Genomic DNA, 21,943 nt, shown 5'->3' with positions numbered 1-21,943 from the left:
GCGGAGACAGGCCTGTTCGTGCCAGCTCAAAACGTGACGCGATTGTTCAACCTCACCCTGCAACCTCACCCCGACGGAACCCTGGCGGGATCCGCTACGGTGCTTAGCGAGCGCTTTGCGCCAGCCATTTTTCACAGCGTGCGACGGAGACTTTGATGGAAGTCCCCAGGGGCTGGGCAAATAAACTGATGCGCAACTCTTCGATCATCCAGCGAAATTCATCGGCAGCACGATGCTGGGGCGATTGCTCTGATTCGGGAAATCGCTGCAGCCAAGCGTTCCAGAGCTGCGAAACCGCTTGCTGACTCACTTGGTCTTTGGCACCACCACCACCTTGCAGTTTTTCCAGTCGATAGCTGATGCCCGATAAAAACCGCGGGTAGTGCTGGAGATAGTCCCAGGGGGTGACGGCCAGGAATCCCTCGCTGAGCAACCACTTGATTTGGTTGCGAACGTCAGCCGCGGCAGCCGGAAAGTTCGTTGCGGACATCGATTCGACTTGACCACGGGATTTCAATTGCGCCTGGCCGAGCGATTTGAGCCAGCCAGCGATTTCCTGGGTGGCCACTGAAATTCGTTCCATCCGATCGTTGCGGCGCGCCTCGAACTCCGCCTTGCTGCGAACCAGTGGTTGTTTTTCCACGAACGCAATCCGCGCCAGCAGATCAATCAATGCCGATTCGAACCGATTCGCCGGAACGACACCCGCCAAATAAAGCTTGGTCTGATCCAGATCCGGCAACCAGCGGACTTGCCGGCGCAGCTCTTTGCGTTCTGCAATCGAATACAGTCGCGTCAGTCCCTGCATCATCGCCGCGTCGGCCGTGGCCTGGTCGGGAAACAACTGGACCTGAACGGAATCGCCGGCATCAACCAGCGCAGGGTACTGGGCGACGCGCACACCGCCACGTTCCCGCACGACTTCAGCCGGCAGCTGTTCCAATTCAAAACCTTGCATCGGTTCAGCAGAAAACTCCGTCTCGACGACGGCAGTCGCCTGCGCACTCGATTGCTGTGCGGCGCCGCTGAACTGTTTGACCAGGGATTCGGCGGAGCGGGCACTGGCGAGAGTTTTGCCATCGTCGTCAACGACCTGGACCAGGAACTGGTAATGATCGTCCATCTTGTCCGCTTGAAAATCGTGCTGGCCGACGGGCATTTCGGCGTGCCGCGACATGGCTTTGCAAACCGCCGGCATGAAGGGGACCTGGCCGTATTCCGGCATCAGTTCGTCGTAAATTTTTGCGGCCACATCAGCGGCCGGCACTAGATTTCGGCGGATGCGTTTCGGCAGTGATTTAATCATCGCCACGATCTTGTTGTGCAACAGTCCGGGGACCAGCCAGCCGAGTCGTTCGTCACTGATTTGTGTCACTGCGGCTTGGTGCACACGCAATCGAATGCCGTCGTCCGGAGCCCCGGGTTCATACCGATACTCCAGCGGCAGTCGACTGTTGCCGATCGCAAGTTGATCGGGGAATGCATCTGCAGAAAACACTTCGGATGTGGTTTCGATCAAATCCGACGGTCGCATGAAACAGGATTCAAGATCCTCGGAAACTTGCGGCGGGTCATGCAACCATTCTGCCAGCGAAGCAGCGTCGCCGATCTGGCGGATGCCCTCGGGGGGCTGGTGGCCGTTGGCAAATTTATCCAGCCGCCCTTTGTCACATACCTGATCGGGCAATCGCTGCAGGTAGAACTGCGCGATGACGAAATCGTCGATCACCAAATCACGTCGTCGTGTCTTGGCGGCCAACTGGGCAAACGATTCTCGTAGCGCCCGATTGTGACGCACAAATCGCGCGTTGGTGACCAGTTGTTGCTCCACCAACCCGTGCTGGACCAACAATTCACGCGCGGTTCCCGGATCAATTGGCGGCAACGGCACGCGTCGTTTGACGACAATCGGTAAACCGAACAATGATTGCCGCTGGTAACAAAACGCCCCGCCCGACTTTTGGCTCCAATGCGGTTCGCTATAGGATGACTTCAGTAAATGTTGGCCAACCTGTTCGACCCACTGGGGCTGGATGCGGGCCACCGTCCGCGCGTACTGTTTCCCTGTTTCCACTAACTCTGCGGCGACGATCCATTTCGGTTTGGCATCGAACACACCACTTCCCGGCCACAAAAACAGTTTCAGATTGCGTGGTCCCAAATAGACGTTCTTTTCGCCCGCCATCGCGACGCCGGACAAAAAACCAGTCAACAAAGCTTGATGCACCGCAGCGTATCTGTCTTTGTCCAACGTCTGTTTGCTTTGGTCTTCGGCGAACCGAATGGAGCCGACTTTCACAGTGGGTTTGGCGTTGGAATTGCGTCCGCCCGATTTCAATCCAGTTGCGGTCTCACGCAGCTGGCGATACGTATCCGCCCATTCTCGCATCCGCGTCGGCGATAAAAACCGCTTTCGCAGCTCGCGTGTCAATCGGTTGCGTGAGAAATCACTGCGAGCCTGTTCGTAGAATCGCCACAGCCGCAGCAAAGAGAGGAAATCACTTTCACCATCACGAAACTCCGCATGAGCTTGATCGGCGGCCTGCTGTTGATCTTGTGGCCGCTGCCGTGGATCAGGAATCTCCATGGCCGCTGCGATCGGCAGGATTTCCGGCAGGACGCCATGTTCATCCGCGGCCAAAATGATCCGTCCGATTCGCGGATCGACCGGCATGCGTCCGAGTGATCGCCCGATATCGGTCAATTCCTGCCGGTCGTCGATGGCGCCCAATTCGACCAGCGTCTGCACGCCTTCGCGGATCGATTCCGGCCGTGGCACGTCCAACAGTGGCAGCGAATCGAGCGAGCCAAAACCCAGCATCTTGCTTTGCAACACAACCGATGCCAGGTTCGTCCGACGGATTTCCGGAGTCGTGAAGGCATCGCGTGAATCAAAATCCGATTCAGAAAACAATCGAATGCAGATGCCCGGGCCCACGCGTCCACAGCGTCCGGCGCGTTGATCGGCACTGGCGCGGCTGACCGGTTCGATCGGCAACCGTTGCAACTTGCTGCGTGGGCTGTAGCGGCTGATCCGCGCGGTGCCGGAATCGATCACGCAACGGATCCCCGGAACCGTCAATGAACTTTCCGCCACGTTGGTCGCAAAAATCAAACGTTGACGCTGGCCGCTGGGGTGAAAGATTCGCTGCTGGTCCTTTTGCGGCAAGCGCGCATACAACGGCAAAATTTCGACGCGGCCCTCCAACCCCATGCGTTTGTAGTGACCCGCGACCCGGTGGGATACCAAGCGAATGTCACGCTCGGTCGGTAAAAAGATCAGTGTGTCACCGTTTCCGCTACGCGATAGGTTCTTGATCCCGGCGATCACGTGATGTGACAAGTCATAGCCACGCTGGTCATCGGCGACGACATCTTCCCAAGGTAAGTAGCGCGTTTCGACCGGATACCCGCGGCCTTCGACATTCAGAATGGGCGCCGGTCCGTGTTGATCGGAAAAGTGCTCGGCGAACTTGTCGGCATCAATCGTCGCTGACGTGATGATGATCCGCAGGTCCGGGCGTTTCGACTGTAGCCCGCGCAGGTAGGCCAACAGGAAATCAATGTTCAATGATCGCTCATGCGCCTCGTCGATGATGATCACATCGTATTGGTCCAACATCCGATCAGACCCCGTTTCGGCCAGCAGAATTCCGTCGGTCATCAATTTGATCATCGTGTCAGGACCGGTTTGATCACCAAATCGGACCTGGTACCCGACCTGTTCACCTAGGTTGCACTGCATTTCTTCGCACAATCGCGTGGCGATACTGCGCGCGGCCAACCGACGCGGCTGGGTGTGCCCGATGACGGCCGAACGCCCCAATCCGGCCTCCAGACAGAACTTGGGCAGCTGCGTGCTTTTGCCGCTGCCGGTTTCACCGCAAACAACGATCACTTGGCGCGAACGGATCAGGTCGATGATTTCGTCCTTGTAGGCCGTGATCGGCAGTTCCGCCGGATAATCCAGGTGCGGCGTGTAAGCCTGGCGTCGCCTGCGGCGGGTGATCGATTCGGACAAGCGTTTCTGGAACTCCTCGGGCGGCAAGCGTTGTTGCTGGCGGCGGAGCCGATGCTGGTCGATCTGCATCGCATTTTCAATGCCCAAGTCGTCGTCCGCAATCACATCCACGGGCCCGGCCAAACGCTGTGGCGCGGAGCTGTTTGGCACTGAGCTGTCTGAAACAGCGCGTTGCGATTCGTACTGTGCTTCGTCGGGGACGTCAGCCGGCGACGTGGCCCGATCCGGTTTGGGGGGGCCAGTGGAACCGGGGCCAGTGGAACCGGGAGCTGCGGGTTTGGCAGAGTCCAGTCGTGGGCTGGATGGTTTGAAATTCATAGATCCGGCGCGCGGACGGAACCGTGCGTGGAGAGCGCGTGAAGGAACAGACGTATGATCAGCAGAGGTGCGAAACACACAGTACGCAATTCACGCGAAAGAGCAACCGATGCTAGGCGGCGCGGCTGACCGATCGAGAGTCCTGGAGCTGCTCGATTCGCCGGCACAGCGCTTCGCGCTCGCTGGCGTGGCGGGAAATGCGATTGGCCAGTTCAGCGCTCAACCGTTTGACTTCGGCAACCGGATTCTGATACTGCGACCACTCATCGAGCTCACTTTGAAGCTGGTTGACGGCGACCCGCAAGTAGTCGTTTTGCCCCTCTAGTCCAGCGAATTCGGTTCGAAAGCCATCCGCTGCAACTCGCAGCTGCTCGTTTTCTGCTTGAATGCGTTCCCGGTCGTCTGTTAGCTGGTCAATCCGCCGTCGCAAGGATTCCATTTCCTGTTGATCGTCATCAGCTTGGCCGCTGGAGGCATCCGCTTGGACTGCCAATTGGGATTGTTCGGCCGCTGCGGTTTGCAGTTGCTTGATGGTCGCGTCGAGCGTCTCGACATGCCGGTCGTTTTCATCGCGTTGCCGCTGGGCCTGGTCCAACTGGTTCGTTAGATCATTGATGCTGTTCTGTAGCCGGCTGGATTTTGCCGTCGCATCGGCCAGCCGCTGAACAGTCGATTCCAATTCATTCTCCACACGTTCCAGCTCGACCGCATACAGGTGCTCGGCTTCGTTGGCCCGCAGCATCGCATCGGCTTCGGCAGCACGCGCGGCGGTCTGCAATTCTTTCAGTTGACTGGTCCGCTCGGCGACCGCGGATTCTGCCAATTCGCACCGCTCGATCGCGTCGGCAACTTCCTGGTTGCATTTCTCATTGCTGCCGGTCAATTCGCGAACCTGGTTCCGCATCATGTCATTTTGACCGGCGATCACACCGTGTTCGCGGCGCAATTGTTCCAGTTGACGTTGTGCTTCGTCAGAGACGCGCTGGGTCGCGGCGAGTTCCTGTTCCTTGGCAAACATCGCGGCGTCGTATTGATCGGATGCCTCTTCCAAGGCCGCCACGGTATCGATCAACGTGTTTTTTTCTTGGCTGATCGACTGATGGCGGTCGGTCATCGCGTCCAATTGAGCGTGAACCGATTCAATCTCTTGCAGCGCCTCGAATTGCTCGGACGTATGCTTCTCAAGTACCTGCTGATGATTTGCCAGCGTTTCCCGTAGGTCGTCTTGTAGATCAGCGGTCAAACATTCCAGTTCGTCCAAGCGATGATCCAGATCCCCATTGATCAGTTCAACGGTTTCATGGTCCGTTCGAAGCATTGCCACAGTGGCCTGCAACGTCTGGATTTCGCGTTCATACAACTGGAAGGCTTCCTCAGCTGAGCCGCGGAATTGTTCGTGCTGAGCGATGATCTGTGCCAACTCGCGGCGGGCGTTGCCATGCTGGGTGTCATGCCATTGGCACAAATCGACCGCCAGGTCGTGCGCCATTTCCCAAGCCAACAACTCTTGTTCGTACTCGTCGATCAGGACCTGTTTTTCTGCGACCACGCGTTCCTGTTCGCTGGCCATATGTTCCTTCTCGGCAAGCAAGGATTCGTGGCGGCTGAGTAGAGAACGGTAGCATCCGGCCTGCTGCTGCTGTTCGGCCGACGCGGCAGCGGCCAAGTTTGCAAGTTCCTCTTTGAGCAGCGTGTTGCTTGACGCTGCGGTATGCACCTGTTGGCGAAGCGATTCCAGTTCGTTTCGCATCGCCGCTTGGCTTTGCTCGTGCAGTTCTTGATCTGCAATCGAACGCTGTTCCTGCTCGGCGAGCTGATACTTCAGCGCCGCGATCTGATCGCTCGATTGAGCCTGCTGTTTTCCCAATTCTTGGCGAGCCAATTGCCGGGCCGATTCGAGTTGCTTGGTGTGTTGCGACTGAACCGAGAGCAGTTGTTGTCGCAGGTCGGCAATTTCAGCGTGGTAAACACGCAGATCCAGAGTCGGAGCCGCAGCCGGCGCGTAAGCTGATGGCGCATACGGTGTCTGGCCTAGCAGTGGCGAGCCATGCTGTGGTGGTGGGGTGTACCGGTAGGGCGCCGCGTCGTGGTTGGTTCGCCAACGATGATCCATCGCTTGATCCCATCCCTGGGAAAGTGTTTGCGGGTCGCGGGATCCAAGTTCTTTGATCGTTAGAGCGTCACCCGCGAAGTTTCACACGGGAACAATACCGCAGCACGGTGAGGCATCGAAAGATCAGTTTCACGCCAGAAAGCATCCCCCCGCAGGAAATGCCTGCTGCGAAAGGACCTCAATCCGCTGTCACCACGCGTTCCCCAGCCGATTCGAACCTGTTCCAATAGAAAACATAGTGGAAGCCACTCGCGTGTGACGGCCGGCAATCGATTCGAAAACCACAAACCGAAAGGTTGACGTTGCGCGTTCGTGTGGGGCATTGTTTATTGGTAACCCGAAGCGTGAGCGAGGGATCCCGACAACACCCTAAATCCCTCGCTCACGCGTCGGGTTGCCGTAAAAGCGTTGGCTTCAAAACGTAAACCCAAGGAATTTAAAAATGACAACTCGATCGTTCCGGTGCAATCTTTGTGTGCTAGCGGCGTTGTTCGTCGCTGGTGTAGCGACCGCCCAAACGAACCCTAACCCGTCGGATGCAACCGGCCATCGCGGCCATGCGCACAATGATTATTTGCACCAACGACCGCTGCTGGACGCACTCGACCAAGGTTTCAGTAGCGTCGAAGCGGATATCTATTTGATCGACGGACAATTGCTGGTCGCGCATGACCGTGACAAAGTCTCCGAGGATCGGACTTTGGTCAATTTGTACCTCGACCCGCTGCGTGATCGTGTCAACAAAAACAACGGCAGTGTTCACGGCAACGATGCCCCCTTCACGTTGTTGATTGACATCAAATCGGACGGAGCCAAAACCTACGAAGCGCTCGACAAAGTTTTGTCGCAGTATGCCGATGTTTTGACCAGCGTTGATGCCGACGGTCTGCACCGCCGCGCCGTGACCGTGATCGTCAGTGGTAATCGCGCGACCGAGTTGATCGCGGCCGATCGACCGCGTTATGTCGGCATCGATGGCCGCTTGACGGACTTAGAAAGCGACGTCCCCGCCGAGACGATGCCATTGATCAGCGACAATTGGGGCAAACATTTTAGCTGGCGTGGCGAGGGCCCGATGCCGGCGGCGGATCGCGAAAAATTGGCTGATGTGATTGCCAAAGCCCACGCCAAAAATCGTCGCATTCGATTGTGGGCCACCCCCGATCGGCCAGCCGTTTGGGCGGTACTGGATGATGCGGGTGTGGATTTGATCAACACCGATGATCTGGCTGGACTGATGCAATTTCTACGTTCACGTTAATCCGCATCTCATTGTGACTTCAACAAAACCAATTCGATGACTAGTGATTTGCAACCGATATCCGAGATCCTTGTCCCCATCGACTTTGCCGAGACCTCAGTCCGTGCGTTACGACTGGCGATGCGGATTGCGTCGCCCAGCAAATCGCGGCTGCATCTATTGCATGTCGTTGACGATCCGATGCTGATCCAGCGATCGACCAGTGAAAAGTTCCGTGACGAACAGGCGGACAAAATGTCTATGAAATTCATCGACATCATGCCCCCCAGCCAACGAGAGCAATTCCAGACGATCATGAGCGTCCGTTTTGGAACGGCCTATCACGAGATCGAAACGTACGCCCAAGAGCAAGACATTGATCTGATCGTGATGGGCAACATCAGTCGTTCACTGATCACCGACGCATTGTTGGGCAGTGTCGCGGCCCACATCATCCGGCATGCCAAGTGCCCGGTGTTGACGATCTCGGACCAATGCGACGACCAATGATGATCCCATAGCCGAGTTCTTGGAGACGTCGATTGTAGGCTTGACAGATTTCCCCCTCCTTTCCAAGGAGAGTCGGGCTGAAAGCGCGGGGAAGTTTCCCCGACCCTCTCCGGCCGCTTAGACGTCCGACTCTCCGCGCGGGGAGAGTGAGATCGCTGGATTTTATTCTGACGCAAACGTAAGCAATACGTTGAACGAGGCCAGCGACAACGGGGGCGCTCTATTTGGGATACCCATAGGCTTCGTTGACGACATCAAAATCGGCCTCGGTCAGGCCAACGTTAGTCTTCAAATCACGGTACTGGTACGATTCCAACAAGGGGACTTCTTCTTCACCCTCGGACGGCCACCCGAAACTTTGGTAGCTGAGAATCAATAGTCTCTCGGGGTCGTAAACAATTTCCGCCAGTGAAAAATCGTCCTCTCCGCCACCGGGCTGACTGCGTACCGCTTGGATCAATTCACATTGTCGGCCATCAAATTCATGATCGCGCGTGATGGTGACCGTCACATCCGGGTTGTCTAAATCCCGCTGTCCGCGCTCGATCAATTTCTCGATCAAACGCACCAATCCGATTTCCCAGATCGGGTAGCGTTGTCCGGCCATGGCCAACATTCCGGTCGGGTCCAACCAAACCGTTTTCCAGCTCAGTAGCATCGAGGTTTCGTGCACGGCCATTTTACCGTCGTACAAGTCACGCCCCCAAATCACCTCGCGTCCGGCGGTGGATTGTGGCGCACTGAAATTCAGATAGATCCGCATCGGCGCGTCGTTAGACTCGTTGCGCGTTCGCGTCTGAATCTTGATATTCATCTCGGTCTTTTCAGTCAGATTGCCCGACGCATCGCGTTCTTGCTTGGCAAACCGAGCGGTGTAGTCATTCAGCGAGGACTCGCTGGACTTGAGCGCCGCCGAAGCCAAATCCAGGACTTCGGCGATCGATGAAGGGCGGGTACGTGGCGTCTGCGAGTCCGATTCGGAATCGTTCGCCGTCGTGGCCGCGGTATCGGTCGGCGCCACGTCTTGCCGGATCTCAGGTGTACTGCGCAACACCGCGGCGATCGCGATGCCCGAGACCAACAAAGCGGGGACAAGTAGGAACCAACGCCAATTTCGTTTCGACAAATCCATTGTATCGATCTGATGTTTATGCATTGCGGCGACCGGGAATCCAAAAAAGGCCGACCCAACGGATCGGCCTGGCAATTTGTCAGCAAGGCGATTCACTTAGACGTGAATCGACTGATTTAGAACGGCTGTTGTCCCTGTGGTTGACCCGCCACGGCCGCTGCGCCGATGGCTTTGATCAATCCTTCGCGGATACTGATCTTCGATGCGGCACCGTTCGGGATCGACTCGCTGACTGCATTCAATTCTCCCTTGTCGTTCGAACTGCTGAGAGCGGCGATGACGGCCGAGACAGCCGCATTGGCTTCGGGAGTGACCGACTGGGCAAATTCCATGATCGGTAGCAGACGCAGTTTGAACTGGCCGAGTGGGCGTGCACCGCCATTGTCGCTGTTTCCAGCGGTGATGAAATCTTTCAACAGTTGTTCACTGCCACGTCCCATCGCCACATAGACAGCCTTGGGAGCGGTCCCGATGTGAATTTGAATCTTGTCACCAAACACTTTGCGAGCTTCTTCTTCGCCCGGTGGCACGTCGCCTTCGATCAGGTGCATGGTGACACCATTGAAATCACCCAGATCAAATTTGAACTCGGGTGCATCCGGACTATCAGGAACTTTTTGTGCCAGGTCCTTGGCCAATGCGGCGACTTTTTCGCCATCGGCAACAAAGCTGCCCAAAACGACTTGGAACTGGTCCTTACCGGCCAATAGCGCCACGCCCATGTCGGCTTTGCCTTCGGCCAGCGATTCGGTGATGATTTCAGTCAATCGACCCAAGTACTGATCGATCTCACTCAGTTGATCTTCACTCAGTTTTCCTTCGTTGCTGAGCGCTTTCTTCAACATCTCCATGCTGCTGGCTACGCTGTCGGTCGCTTGATCGATCGCTTCGGGGCTGATCGAGGTGGCACCGTGCAGGTAGGCAGCGGCGTCGTCGCGGATGACCGAAGCAAACCGCGAGGGGATCGATTGCTGTCCGCCGTAAACCGCTGCCAATTGAGTTCCACCGACTGCGGTGAATGAAAAATCAACGTCGATTTCACGATTGGGTTGATCGATGTTCAAGCCAAAATTCAACTCGTCGGCTTCTTGAACCAATCGCTCGATTTGCTCGATCGAGTTTTCGGCCATCTCGCGAGCCGAATCCGCATCCTGTTGCTTGGCCATCGCGGATTCGAATCCCTGCCGCATTTGGTCAATCAACACGTTGCGGACTTCCACCGGTACCTGCTGGACTTGCAAACGCACGGCGACGTTGTAGTCATTGCCCATTCCTTTGAATAACCCTTGTGGATCGGCCGGCACCAGTTTCAGTGCTTCGCGGTCTTGGGCGGCAATCGCAACGGACTTGTTCTGTTGGATGTACAGCGTTTTACCGTTGATGGTGGCGACCAATGTGCCATCGTCAAGCTGATCGATCGGCCCGGTCTGGGCTTCGATACGTTTCAGAATCGAGCGGACATCGCTAGTCGGTAAAACCACGATCGGCTGCGGGGTGCCGCCGATCATCGGCACCAACACGCCGATCGGCTGATCCATGTCCATGCCTTGACCGTACGTCCCGGCCATCATCGAAAAAAGGCCGCCAAAATGCGCCTGGCCGACGACACCCGTGATGTAATTCACATCCTGCATCATCTTGTTGAGCGAGCCGATCGTGACGACCAAGACGGGCTGGGAGCCATCGGACAACGTGGCGGGCGAGCCAGCGGCCGGCGTCGCGGCGGCCGGCGTCAGTTGTTCCTGGGCAGAGGCCGCCGGAGCGATCAAGGCCGAAGCGGCAAACAGGGCGGTGGCTGCAATCGCGCGCGCCGCTGGCAGGGAAGGAATACAATTCGTCAGAAAACCCATGATCGTTTGGTGTCCTTTTTGACAGTTAGGGTCAGTCGTAAGCAAGAAAATGGTCCCAGTCCGGGCGAAACGTAACAAGTTTGCCCCATCGCGGCAAAGCGAACTCCAGTGGTTTCGTCCTTCACCGGTACCACCACTACCCCGACGATGGCCCGCCGGTTTCAACTAATTCGTCAGATTCCCCCCCACCCGCATAAACCCACAAAAAACGCGTGGAACCGGCCGCGGTCCCCTCTCCCCCGAACGTTGACTCGCTTAGGCACGCCAGCGTTCGGGGGTCGTGCAGCTTCGCGCATGCCACCCATTGGGAGAGTTGCATGCCCTCAGGTCCCATCTCTACGCCAACGGCGTTCAATAGCTTAGCCCGGGGTCTCTGCCGAACCTGCTGGAGGCGGGTTCGGCAGGAACCCCGGGTGAACTCAGCCCCGGGATCTTTTCCAAGATCCACTCTACGAATGGTGCTATGGCCATTCGGGGGGCCGTTTCTCAATGAAAGCGCGGATGCCTTCGGACGCCGAAGCGGTGTTGCAGACGGTAGCCGCCGTTGCGGCGCCGGATGCCAGATGTGATAGCAACGCTTCGCCCACGCTTTCGTTCAGCATTCGTTTCGTCGCTTGGACCGATTCCTGCGGTGCCTCGCCGCACTGCTTTGCCCAACGGTTGGCGGCGACCCAGATTTGCACCGGCGGCACCACGTCCACACACATCCCCAACCCCAGCGCTTGGTCGGCGTCGATCGCTTGACCGGTCAACAACATCCGCGCTGCGATCGCGGCACCGTAGCGAAAAGTCAGCAGGGGCGCCGTCAGGCCGCCGATCAAGCCACGTTGGGCAGCGTTTGCCGACAGCGACGCACGATCACTGAGCACGAGCAGATCAGCGGCCAATGCGAGAGCCAATCCGGCCCCGATCGCCGGGCCGTCGACCGCTGCGACCACGGGTTTGGGAAACCGTAAAATGGCTTCGCACAACTCGGTGAGCTCTCGCCAAAATTCGAACCATGCCAACTGGGCTTCGATCGGTTCCAATTGACACACTTGCCCGAACGTTTTCAGGTCCACCCCGCTGCAAAAATGATCGCCTTTGCCGGTCAACACCAAGGCGTCGACCCGTTTCTCTTGGTGAACGTCGGAAAACGCTTGCGTCAGGTCGGCAATCAGTTGACCATCCAAAGCATTGCAGACATTGGGGCGATCCATCATGACAGTCGCGATACGATCAACAATCTTGACTTCAACGGTTTGCATGGATCTGGTCAGTTGGCTGCAGTGTCGGGACAGAAACGCAATCGAGACGACTATTGCAACTCGGACAGCGAATGCATCGAATCTTTCAAATCGCTGTAGAGCTTGCGATAGATCGGAAACAGTTTGTTGTAACCGGATGCTGCAGATCGATCGACCGTGGTCTGGTCGGCGACTTGGATCGTCGCTTTGCACGCCGATTGAATGTTCTTGTAGGCACCGTCACCGACCGCAGCCAGCAGGGCGACACCAAACGCCGGTCCCTGCTCGACTTTTAGGGTGGTGATTTTTTTGCCAAACACATCGGACTGCATTTGCCGCCAGAACGGGTTTTTACTGCCGCCACCGGAAGCTCGAATTTCTCGAACCGGTACGTCCAGCGATTGAATGATGCCCAAGCTATCGCGGAGCGCAAACGTGATACCCTCCATCACACTACGTGTCATCGAACCACGGGTGTGCGTCAAATTCAATCCGACAAAGGCGCCGCGGGCGTTGGGGTCGGCATGCGGTGTGCGTTCGCCGTTCAAGTAGGGCAGGAACAACAGACCGTTGCTGCCGGCCGGACACTGCTGCGCTTCTTTGGTTGCGGCTTGGTAGACGTCTTTGCCACTGAGTCCGGCCAGGTTCTGCAGCACCGATTCGACCCACCATTGCAGTGAACCGCCGCTGGTCAAATTGACGCCCATCATGTGCCAAGCGCCGTTGACGGCGTGACAGAACGTGTGCAAGCGGCCTGCGGAATCGTATTGCGGCTGGTCGCTGTGCACGAACATCACGCCGCTGGTGCCGATCGAAGTGCTGAGCACACCTTTTTTGACCACACCATTGCCGACCGCGCCGGCCGCACAATCACCGGCACCGCCGACGACTTTGCAATCGGTGGTCAATCCCAGCGTCTTGGCCGCAGCCTTGGTCAACGTACCCGTGACTTCGTCGCTTTCGACCACGCGCGGCAACAGATCGGAATCGAGTCCCAATTTGGACAGCAGGGCGGTCGACCATTTGCGGTTCACGACGTCCAACAGCAACGTTCCGCTGGCGTCACTGACCTCGGACACGTAATCGCCAATCAAGCGACGACGAATTTCATCTTTCGGCAACAGGACTTTGGCCAAGCGGTCAAAGTTGCGTTTCTCGTTATTCCGCAACCACAGGATTTTCGGCGCCTGGAATCCGGTCAGTGCCGGGTTGGCAACCAATTTGATCAATTTTTTGCGACCGCCAGCAGCCTGGGTGATTTCATCACATTCGGCGGCGGTGCGTTGGTCATTCCACAGCAATGCGGGGCGGATGACCTGGTCGTTGGCGTCCAGAAAAACGCTGCCGTGCATCTGACCGCTCAAACCGATCGCTTTGATATCCGCCGGATTGCACTTTGATTTTCGCATCACCGCGCGGACAGTCTTGACCGTGGCTTTCCACCAATCTTCAGGGTCTTGTTGCGTCCAGCCCGGTTGGGGTTGCTCCATGGGGTAGGTCGCGTCTGCTTCGGCAATGACGTTTCCGGCGGCGTCGATCAACAGCGTTTTTGTTCCGCTAGTTCCGATGTCGATTCCCAGATAGTGACTCATGCTGTGCCTGATAGATGTTTGGAACGGGGCGACCACCGATTTCCGATTGAACCGGATCGCCGAGCGCTGCGTATGTTATCGCGCCGCCGCAAAACTGTAATTTGCCAAACAGCTTCGGCGCGGATCGATTTCAAAAAATGTTCTCGCTTGCCACCGCGGCCCGATGAATCACCTCTCTGTTTCGCCTGACAATCCCGATCGAATGCCACCGCAACGTGCCGATTCCGGTGGCAACGCGTCAGCCGGGACCCCCTCGGCCACGGGCACCCGTCGCGAAGCGATGGCGCGAATCGCCCAGGCCGCCATTGCCACGCCGCTACTGGTGGGTTGCAGTCGTTCCCAGCCCAGCGCTGGCGATTCAAGCGAAAAACCAGCCACGACGACACGCCGCGACGTGCCACTGCGAATCGCATTGGCAGGGACTGCGGCGGACGCCGATTCGATCCGATCGGGGTGGTCGATGGCATCACAGCAACCATTGAAGATCGAGTTGATCGAAATCCAACCCGACACCTATTCCGCTGCCGGCGATGCGGATCTGGCCGAGCGTCTTTCGGCTGCCGATGTCGTGATCTACCCACAGTACCTGTTGGGGCAACTGGAACGGTCCCGCTCGTCCGTCTCATTCCACGACGACACCTTGCAAGATTACCAAGACCGCTATGGAAAACCGCTGCCGGCGGTCATGAACGGTCTGGGGGCATACGGTGGAGCAACCTGGGGCGTTGCCATCGGCGCAAAACTGTTCGCCCTGCTGTCGCTCGATCCGGAAGCACAGTGTCAAACGTGGGTGGAGTACCACGACTGGGTCGAACGACTGGACGGAAAAGCAGCCGAGCCAACCGCACCAGGCTGGGCGGCGACATCGTTTCTAAACCGCTGTGCCTCGTCGGTCGACCACGGTTGGCTATTCGATCGCAACACTCTGGCGCCACAGTGGAGCGACCCCGATTTCGCTGCTGTGCTGAAACAGTTCGCCGACACGGTCGGGCTTTACCAACAACCGTCCCTGACACCGCAATCCATCTGGCAAGGGCTGCGTCGCGGCGACCTGCAGGGCGGGATCGGTTACGAAGTGGCCGACGATGTGAATGCCACCGACAACGACGATGCCAGCGACGATTCGCAGGAAGTGTTTGACGTCAGCGTTTCCGATTGCCCGCAAGAGACCGACGTCGATCGTCTGTGCTTCAGTCCCTGGACGCCCCTGGCTAGCATCAGCAGCGGTTGCCGACAAACCGATGCCTCGCGCGACTTCATCGGTTGGTTGTGCGGCGGCGAACGAATGGAGATGGTCCGCGGCCAAACCGCACTGTATTCACCCACGCGGACACCCGCTGCATCTGATTTCGGCGCCGCGGCCGGCGGGACCGCCGAACGGTCGGCGACACCTTATGTTCGCTGGTTGAGCAATCGGTTGCAAACCAGGCAAGTCGCAACGCCGTTGTTGCTGCCGGCGGCGTCGCGGTACTACCAATCGCTGGACCAACACGTGATCGCCTGTCTAAGCGGTGATGCGACAGCAACCGATGCACTGGCCGCCGTGAACGCTGATTGGCAAACCATCAGCGACCAAGTCGGCCGCGAACAACAGATTGTCGCCTGGCGAAAAACACTCGGCTTCGGCAGCTAGGGATCCAGCGATCCTTCAGCGGCGGTCCACCATCAGGGTACTGTTGTCGGCGACGTTTAGCAGCGGTCGCTCGTAGCGCGATCCGGATCCCAGTCCGCCGGGACGGAAGGTGACGCCGATCGCCAAATTCCAGCCCTCGTGTTGTTCGCCGCCACTGTTAGCACCTTCGTCGGGAATCAGGTAAGTCGCCGAGGTATTCCACAGGAGTCTGCGGTGCAGCGGCAGATTCACATCCACGCCCAACAGCGTGTCATTGTTTTCCGTGCCGCCGATGAATCCTTCACAGGACCCACAGCGGGCAAGCTGCTGGCGGTAGAACAGGCGATATTGTGACAGGGCTTCGGAAACCACCGTGTTGCGAATCGTGGCGCCGGTATTGTCGACGACTGTGGTGTCAGACGAATTGCTATCGAGCCCGGCGGTGAACTGCAGTCCGAACACATGGGAGTTGCGGAGGACCCATCCGAGTTCACCTCGCAACTGAGTCAAGTCGGCTTGGTGGTACCAGTCGTCGCTCAGGTAATCAAACACCAAGCCGTACTGGAAACCATAGTCGACACGACGGAAAAAACCGCCGGTCAAAAACACTTGACTACGTGGATCATCGGTGAATCCGGATCCGGACAAATTGGTTTGTGTAAATCTCGCACCGGTTTGAATCGACAATTCGTTGTCAAAAAACATCAGCGTGCGACCGCGGTTGAATCCTTCGTAGAATCCAAAACTGCCGGTGCCGCGATGGTCGCTGGCGGCGGTTCCCGTGTCTGCGAAATTCATCGGTCCGGTGAATCCGTTGACCCCGGCGAAGAAATCCCAGCGGTTCCAGTTGAAGCACAGCCGGGGGAACAAGCCGTCCAGGAAACGAACGGAACCGCAACAGGCATCGCAGCCACAATTGGGGTCCATCGAATCACAGCAGCCGCCGCAGCCAGCAGAGTTGCAGCCCGTCGCTCCGCATCCAACACCCGATCCGACCCACGGTTCGGCGCCACACGAAACTTCGATCCCACAGGATGCTTCCAAGCCACAACTGGGGTCCAGCAGCGGTTGTGCCACTCGCTCGACCGGGCAGTCGCAGACGGTTTCACAGCCACAAGTTGCTTCGAACACGCCGGCACCACAGTTGGGTTCCAAATAGCCGACTTGTTGGACTTGGCCTTGTGCCTCGATTGCCGCCGCGATCGGCAATTTTTGTTGAGCGGGTTGTTGGCGTCGCCCCAGCCGAGCACCGCCACGATGCTGCGCAGGGGCGGCGCCGGAAAGATCGATTTGTGCCGCCGCAATCGCGTCGGATGCTGAGCGTCCGACGGACGGATCCCCCGCCATGACAGGTACCGTCAGCAGGTGTCCCGCCAGCAACGCCAACACTCCCAACCCAATTGCAACCACGCGATCAGAGCAGGTTTTGCTAAAACTCGCAGTGATTCGGCGACAGAGTGCCCACGAAATTGGGTGGCTTGACGTTATCATGGTCCTGAATCTTTCCGCGAGAGAGACGTTGCGAACTGGTTGGGGGCGTGAAACACGTCACGCCATTTGAAGTCCCAGCTTCGCTTCTCGGTACATCACTTTATTTCTTGTTCGGCATGCCTGACCGTGATCATTAGAAAAATTTGCGCAATCGGAAAAACCTGCCAGACCCTCATTGTGGCGACCTGCTTCCTCGGAGGACTGACCCTGGCAACTGCGTCGTCGATCGTGGTCGCGCAGGAATCGGAGCCGCAAACCGACCAGAAGGATGCGACGGAACAGCCCGCTGAAACCGCGCCCGCCGGTGAAGACGACAGCCAGACCGACGTGTATGGAAAATCGGTTCAGGTCCCCGATCCGATCGCCGCTGACCAAGCCGCGGTCAACTACCCCCGAGCGGTCGCGTTGCAGGATGGCAACCTGTTGGTCGTTGATTTAGATCTGCCTGGGATTTGGGTTCAGGCCGACGGGACGCTGAAATTGCGGACCGCAGGAACCAAATTACTGCGTAAACCGATGAATCGCCCGTGGTGTGTCACTGCCCATCCCGATGGCGGGATTTTGATCGGTGATTCGGCGACCCGCGAGATCTACTATGCGGCCGCAGCAGGCGGCGATCTGATCTCGCTGAACAACGGCTACCTGGGGATTCCGATGGCGATCGCGGTGGATCCTTCGGGCGAAATGATCTACGTCGGTGATGCCGAGCGGCGCGCGGTCTTTCGGCTACCGATCGGCGGCGGGAAACCAGAACTGGTTGCCCGGGTCAACGCGCGAGGCCTGTCGTTTGATAGCGACGGAATGCTGTGGGCCGTCACGCCGGACGCAGAGGCGGTGCAGCGCATTGATGTCAAATCGGGGACGGCCGAAACCATCGTCGGTGACCGCCCTTACCAGTTTCCCAATGGAATTGCCTGGGCCGGTGACCGAGGATTTGTGACCGACGGCTATGGCAAATCTATCTGGACCTTCACCGCCGACGGCAAGACCGAGAAGTGGTTCGAGGGCGATCCGCTGGGTGGACCGGTCGGAATCACCGCCGATGACGAGTCGCTGTATGTCGCGGATCCACAAAAAAAACAGGTCTTCCGCTTTGATCGCAAAACCAAAGCGGTCGAACCTGTGTTGTAACAGCCGACCAAATTCACAGAAGCGGTTGCCGCTGTCTCAATGGTCGCTGTGTTTGATCGCGGGGCGATCAGTCGCGGACGATCACACGACCGTGCTTGGTGATGACGATGTCAACACATTCGCCACAGCACTCGAACTTGTAGGTCAGGATCTTGCGGCCCAAGAATCCACGGCGGCAATCGACGTAGCACGGGGTTTGTCCGGCACATTCGGCAGGAACGCAAACCGTGACCGGGTACTTGCAGCAGGTCACCGGGTCGATGACGCAAAAGCTGACTTCGACCGGAGGTGCGGGGCAGCAAACAGGAGTCGGCTCGCAGCAAGGTGCGGGCGCCGGTGCGGGTTCGCAGCAGCCAGCGGATGCTTGTGCCGACGCGAACAATCCGATCATCAATGCGGCAGAAGCCGCCAGAATTCGCATGTTTTTCATTTGAAAACCATTGAGAGACAGGGAATGGATGCTTGTCGGTCCCGCCAGGGGGATCGAACCAAGTGACGTCCAAAAGTCTTGCTTACCGTTAATCACAACGCAAGTCGCCTAGGACGCACTGGATGCGCAATCTTCCTAACCGGCATTCTTGGCGCCCAAAAGTGGCCTGGAAAGGTCGGCTGCACAACTGTTACTACCGACATTCGGTGTCACCTGCAGTGCCCTTTTGCTTCCAACACGCATCCATCCATGCCCGCTCTGCCAACTTTTCCCGACCGGCCGGACCACCGCTCGGTCGGCTGTCTCGGGACCTTGCGCCCCGGTCGCCGTTTGCTGCTATTGCTGGGACCTTGTGTGATGCTGGCATTATTCTCTGGATGCGTCCGTCGGCGAATGACGGTCCGCACCAACCCGCCCGGCGCGATGGTCTCAGTCGACAATCAAGTCATCGGGGCATCACCGGCATCGACTCCGTTTGTGTATTACGGCACTCGAGAGTTTCGCATTGAGGCCGACGGCTATCGCACCGAGACGGTGCGGCGTCGATTCAACCCGCCATGGTATCAATGGCCCGGCGTCGATTTTATCGCCGAGACGCTCTGGCCGGGCGAAGTTCGTGACGAGCGAATCATTGATGTAGCGCTCGTGCCCAAGACATTGCCGCCCTCAGATGAGGTTGTCTCCCGCGCGGATGGCCTGCGCCAACAAGCGACCGCAGGAATGGTCACCGCCCCGCGCCAGTAGCCCACGCCACCGTGTACGATCCACCCGACAAAAGTCGTGGATCGCTCCGCCGATCCAACGCGCGATCGACGGAGCGATCCACGACGAACCGCCAAAAGCATCTGGTAGGTGGCACCCATTGCGTCGTTCAGTCGCGACTACATCACCGAGAAGTAGTTGTCACAGGCGAAGTCGAAGTATTCGTTTTTTAACTCCACTTCCAAGTCGTTGTACATGCAATAGTTTTTGACTTGCAGCAACAAGTCACGCGGTTGGCAATTGCGGTACGGACGATTGACCGGGATGTAATGCGTTTGGATCAGGTAGTCGATTGCATCGGCGTTGTAGGGCATCTTGGTGACCCGACACATGATCTCGAACAGCTTACGGAAGTCCTGTTCGGGCGGATTCTCGACTTCGATCTTGTAAGGAATCCGTCGCAAGAACGCGTCGTCAACCAAATCTTTGGGTTCCAGGTTGGTGCTGAAGATGACCAACTGATCGAACGGGACTTGGATTTTTTTCCCACTCGCCATGTTCATGAAGTCGTAGCGTTTTTCGAGCGGAACGATCCAACGGTTCAGCAGTTCGTCGACTCGCATTTTTTGACGACCAAAGTCATCGATCACTAGCGTTCCACAGTTGCTTTTCAGCTGCAGTGGCGATTCGCTGATGTTGGTGTCGGGGTTGTTGAGGACCTCCAACATCTCCATCGTCAATTCACCGCCGGCGATAATCGTGGGGCGTTTGATGCGAACCCAGCGTTTATCGATGCCGCCGTCGTCCAACAATCCGCTGGCTTCTTCGGGTGGGGCCAGTTCGTGGTTCATGGGGTCGAACACACGCAGCACATCGCCGTCCACATCGACACAGCGAGGGATCCAGATGTATTTTCCGAATGCCCCGGTGACCCGCTCGGCGATCGAGGTTTTACCGTTGCCGGGGAACCCGAACAGGAACATCCCGCGACCGCTGGCCACGGCGGGTCCGAGTCGGTTCAGCATCTTGGGATTGATCAGCAAGTCGCTAAAGGCTTGGATCAAGTCGGCTTTTTTGGGGTATTGGCCTTCGATCGTTTGGTAGCGAACACTTTTGACATAGTCATCCAAACGCACCGGGCAGGCCCCGAAATAGGTGCAGTCGGCGCTGTGATTGCGAGCGATCTGGCGTCCGGATTCGGTCAGCACATAGACGTAGTCATTGGTCGCCGTGGCGCTTCGATAGCCCACGTGCTGTTCCATTTTCAGCCGTATCAAAATCGGCTCGATCAAACGAAACGGAACTTTGACTTGGTCCGAGATCTTGCGTCCCTCGGCTTCGCCGGCGGTCAGCAGATAGCGATAGATGATCGCTTCCAGAATCGATTCGTTGATACCCGCCTGCTCCATCGATTCCGGTTCGACCGGTCGCCAGACTTCGTCACGCGAAGGTTTGAACCCCAGCGGGCCGGCGGGGATATCACGACCGTCATAGCCCAGTGCGGCCTTCGGTCCCGGCGTGGCGGTGGAACTTGCCGGAGCCGATCGCAGGTGGGCGGGCAATTTCGAACGATGCGATGTGGTTTGGCTGCCCTGGTGCGGTGAGGGCGGCAGAGTCGGAGGCGGGGGCGCCGACTGGGCTTGGCCGACCGGGCCTTGGGGGCTGCTGTTGCGAAAGGTGTATTCCGCGATGCCCGAGGGCGTGGGTTTCGGTGGCGGCTGGGGCGGTCGCTGGGGAACCGGGGCTTGCAGAGCCGGCTGCGGTCCACCGCTGGCCGGCACGGCAGCGGATTCATCCACCGAACCAACTTCGGCTGCCGGATCCGCTGGGGGGGTCGCCCCCGGTGCTGACGGAGCACGTCGTGGCTGTTGTTTGGCAGGCTGGTCGCCGCCGCCGGTCAGTGACTGGATGCGTGAGATCAGCGAATCGAGTTGACTATCCGCATTCGCGCCATCGCTGGAGGTGTTGGCTGGCGTAGTGGGCATCGCGAATCGACCTTTCAATCAAAGAGAGTTTTCGCGGCCCGCTTTACCGAAACGTTCCGCTTGTTCCCTATCGGACGGTTGAGATTAGGAATCGTTTAACCCTAGCTCAATCCAGCAATCACGCACCAATTTGCCTAAACTAACGCCGCAAAAAATCGCTCGGGTGCACCGTTTGCAGTGCCAAAGAGCCGTGGTGGGTGATCCCGAAAATCCCTCGTAAAAAGCTCGAAAACGATCGACAGGGCAATTTCCCTGCCAAAACCAAGGTCGCCCGCTTTATTTTCGAAAATTTCACCGATGGCTATTGCGAAGCACCGAACCTGCCCCTATCTTTCCGCCTCCTCAGTGAGGGCAAGCGACGCAAGTCACTCGCCCGCAACTGAACTGATCATTGACAATTTGGTGGTGAAACTTCTGTTGAGTTCAGCATTTGCGAGATCGCTTTGCTGGGAAGCTGAGTGTCCTTTGTGGCATTTTTCCTGGCAGCAAAATGGCGAATCGCTGGGTCGTTAACCGACGGCCCGGAGCAGAATTAGACTTTCGGTTTAACTTGATTTTCCCGTGTGAGCCAAACTTGTTTGGCGAGCATG

15 protein-coding genes are annotated in these 21,943 nt (G+C 57.7%); 6 read left to right on the top strand and 9 right to left on the bottom strand.

Features of this window, described 5'->3' with window-relative positions:
- Positions 1-103: 103 nt before the first annotated feature.
- Both hrpA and NHH03_RS26415 read right to left on the bottom strand, forming a co-directional pair.
- Positions 104-4,339 (bottom strand): ATP-dependent RNA helicase HrpA, encoded by a 4,236-nt coding sequence (gene hrpA, locus NHH03_RS26420; protein ID WP_253161356.1) that lies wholly within the window; start codon positions 4,337-4,339, stop codon positions 104-106.
- Between the two features lie 112 nt (positions 4,340-4,451).
- Positions 4,452-6,452: a hypothetical protein gene (locus tag NHH03_RS26415; RefSeq protein WP_253161355.1), complete on the bottom strand. Its 2,001-nt coding sequence runs from the start codon at positions 6,450-6,452 to the stop codon at positions 4,452-4,454.
- A 442-nt stretch (positions 6,453-6,894) separates the two neighbouring features.
- Between NHH03_RS26415 and NHH03_RS26410 the strand changes: the two genes are divergently transcribed.
- Both NHH03_RS26410 and NHH03_RS26405 read left to right on the top strand, forming a co-directional pair.
- The gene (locus NHH03_RS26410; RefSeq protein WP_253161354.1) at positions 6,895-7,713 is read left to right on the top strand and encodes a phosphatidylinositol-specific phospholipase C/glycerophosphodiester phosphodiesterase family protein; all 819 of its coding nucleotides are present in this window, start codon (positions 6,895-6,897) and stop codon (positions 7,711-7,713) included.
- A 36-nt stretch (positions 7,714-7,749) separates the two neighbouring features.
- Complete coding sequence (locus NHH03_RS26405) at positions 7,750-8,202, top strand: universal stress protein (RefSeq protein WP_253161353.1); 453 nt, start codon at positions 7,750-7,752, stop codon at positions 8,200-8,202.
- 220 nt (positions 8,203-8,422) lie between these two features.
- Here NHH03_RS26405 and NHH03_RS26400 read toward each other — a convergent pair whose 3' ends face one another.
- The 4 genes from NHH03_RS26400 to xylB all read right to left on the bottom strand — a co-directional run bounded on the left by NHH03_RS26400 (position 8,423) and on the right by xylB (position 14,002).
- Positions 8,423-9,358: a DUF1571 domain-containing protein gene (locus tag NHH03_RS26400; protein ID WP_253161352.1), complete on the bottom strand. Its 936-nt coding sequence runs from the start codon at positions 9,356-9,358 to the stop codon at positions 8,423-8,425.
- A 92-nt stretch (positions 9,359-9,450) separates the two neighbouring features.
- Positions 9,451-11,184 (bottom strand): hypothetical protein, encoded by a 1,734-nt coding sequence (locus NHH03_RS26395; protein ID WP_253161351.1) that lies wholly within the window; start codon positions 11,182-11,184, stop codon positions 9,451-9,453.
- 461 nt (positions 11,185-11,645) lie between these two features.
- Complete coding sequence (locus NHH03_RS26390) at positions 11,646-12,431, bottom strand: enoyl-CoA hydratase/isomerase family protein (RefSeq protein WP_253161350.1); 786 nt, start codon at positions 12,429-12,431, stop codon at positions 11,646-11,648.
- Positions 12,432-12,481: 50 nt separating this feature from the next.
- Positions 12,482-14,002, bottom strand: coding sequence for a xylulokinase (gene xylB, locus NHH03_RS26385; RefSeq protein WP_253161349.1), 1,521 nt, complete (start codon positions 14,000-14,002; stop codon positions 12,482-12,484).
- Between the two features lie 163 nt (positions 14,003-14,165).
- Here xylB and NHH03_RS26380 point away from each other — a divergent pair, with 163 nt between their 5' ends.
- Positions 14,166-15,635 carry a hypothetical protein gene (locus NHH03_RS26380; protein ID WP_253161348.1) on the top strand — a complete coding sequence of 490 codons (1,470 nt, stop codon included), beginning with the start codon at positions 14,166-14,168 and terminating at the stop codon, positions 15,633-15,635.
- A gap of 15 nt (positions 15,636-15,650) precedes the next feature.
- On the opposite strand, the gene NHH03_RS26375 is transcribed toward NHH03_RS26380, so the two are convergent.
- A complete protein-coding gene (locus tag NHH03_RS26375) occupies positions 15,651-17,024 on the bottom strand; it encodes a DUF6666 family protein (RefSeq protein WP_253161347.1) in 1,374 nt (457 codons plus the stop codon).
- A 258-nt stretch (positions 17,025-17,282) separates the two neighbouring features.
- On the opposite strand from NHH03_RS26375, the gene NHH03_RS26370 reads away from it, so the two are divergent.
- A complete protein-coding gene (locus NHH03_RS26370; RefSeq protein ID WP_253161346.1) occupies positions 17,283-18,236 on the top strand; it encodes a Vgb family protein in 954 nt (317 codons plus the stop codon).
- 67 nt (positions 18,237-18,303) lie between these two features.
- Here the strand turns inward: NHH03_RS26370 and NHH03_RS26365 are convergent, their stop codons facing one another.
- Complete coding sequence (locus NHH03_RS26365) at positions 18,304-18,666, bottom strand: hypothetical protein (protein ID WP_253161345.1); 363 nt, start codon at positions 18,664-18,666, stop codon at positions 18,304-18,306.
- Positions 18,667-18,915: 249 nt separating this feature from the next.
- Between NHH03_RS26365 and NHH03_RS26360 the strand changes: the two genes are divergently transcribed.
- A complete protein-coding gene (locus NHH03_RS26360; protein WP_253161344.1) occupies positions 18,916-19,410 on the top strand; it encodes a PEGA domain-containing protein in 495 nt (164 codons plus the stop codon).
- 137 nt (positions 19,411-19,547) lie between these two features.
- On the opposite strand, the gene NHH03_RS26355 is transcribed toward NHH03_RS26360, so the two are convergent.
- The gene (locus NHH03_RS26355; protein WP_253161343.1) at positions 19,548-21,353 is read right to left on the bottom strand and encodes an ATPase with chaperone activity; all 1,806 of its coding nucleotides are present in this window, start codon (positions 21,351-21,353) and stop codon (positions 19,548-19,550) included.
- Positions 21,354-21,550: 197 nt separating this feature from the next.
- On the opposite strand from NHH03_RS26355, the gene NHH03_RS26350 reads away from it, so the two are divergent.
- Entirely contained in the window at positions 21,551-21,736 is a 186-nt protein-coding gene (locus NHH03_RS26350) for a hypothetical protein (protein WP_253161342.1), read from the top strand.
- Positions 21,737-21,943 lie beyond the last annotated feature (207 nt).

Origin of the sequence: Stieleria tagensis (assembly GCF_024129865.1) — a bacterium.
In the GTDB taxonomy this organism is placed as follows: Bacteria; Planctomycetota; Planctomycetia; order Pirellulales; family Pirellulaceae; genus Stieleria; species Stieleria tagensis.
The sequence above is the reverse complement of the archived record's forward strand: the minus strand, read 5'-3'. Positions and strand labels throughout refer to the sequence as shown.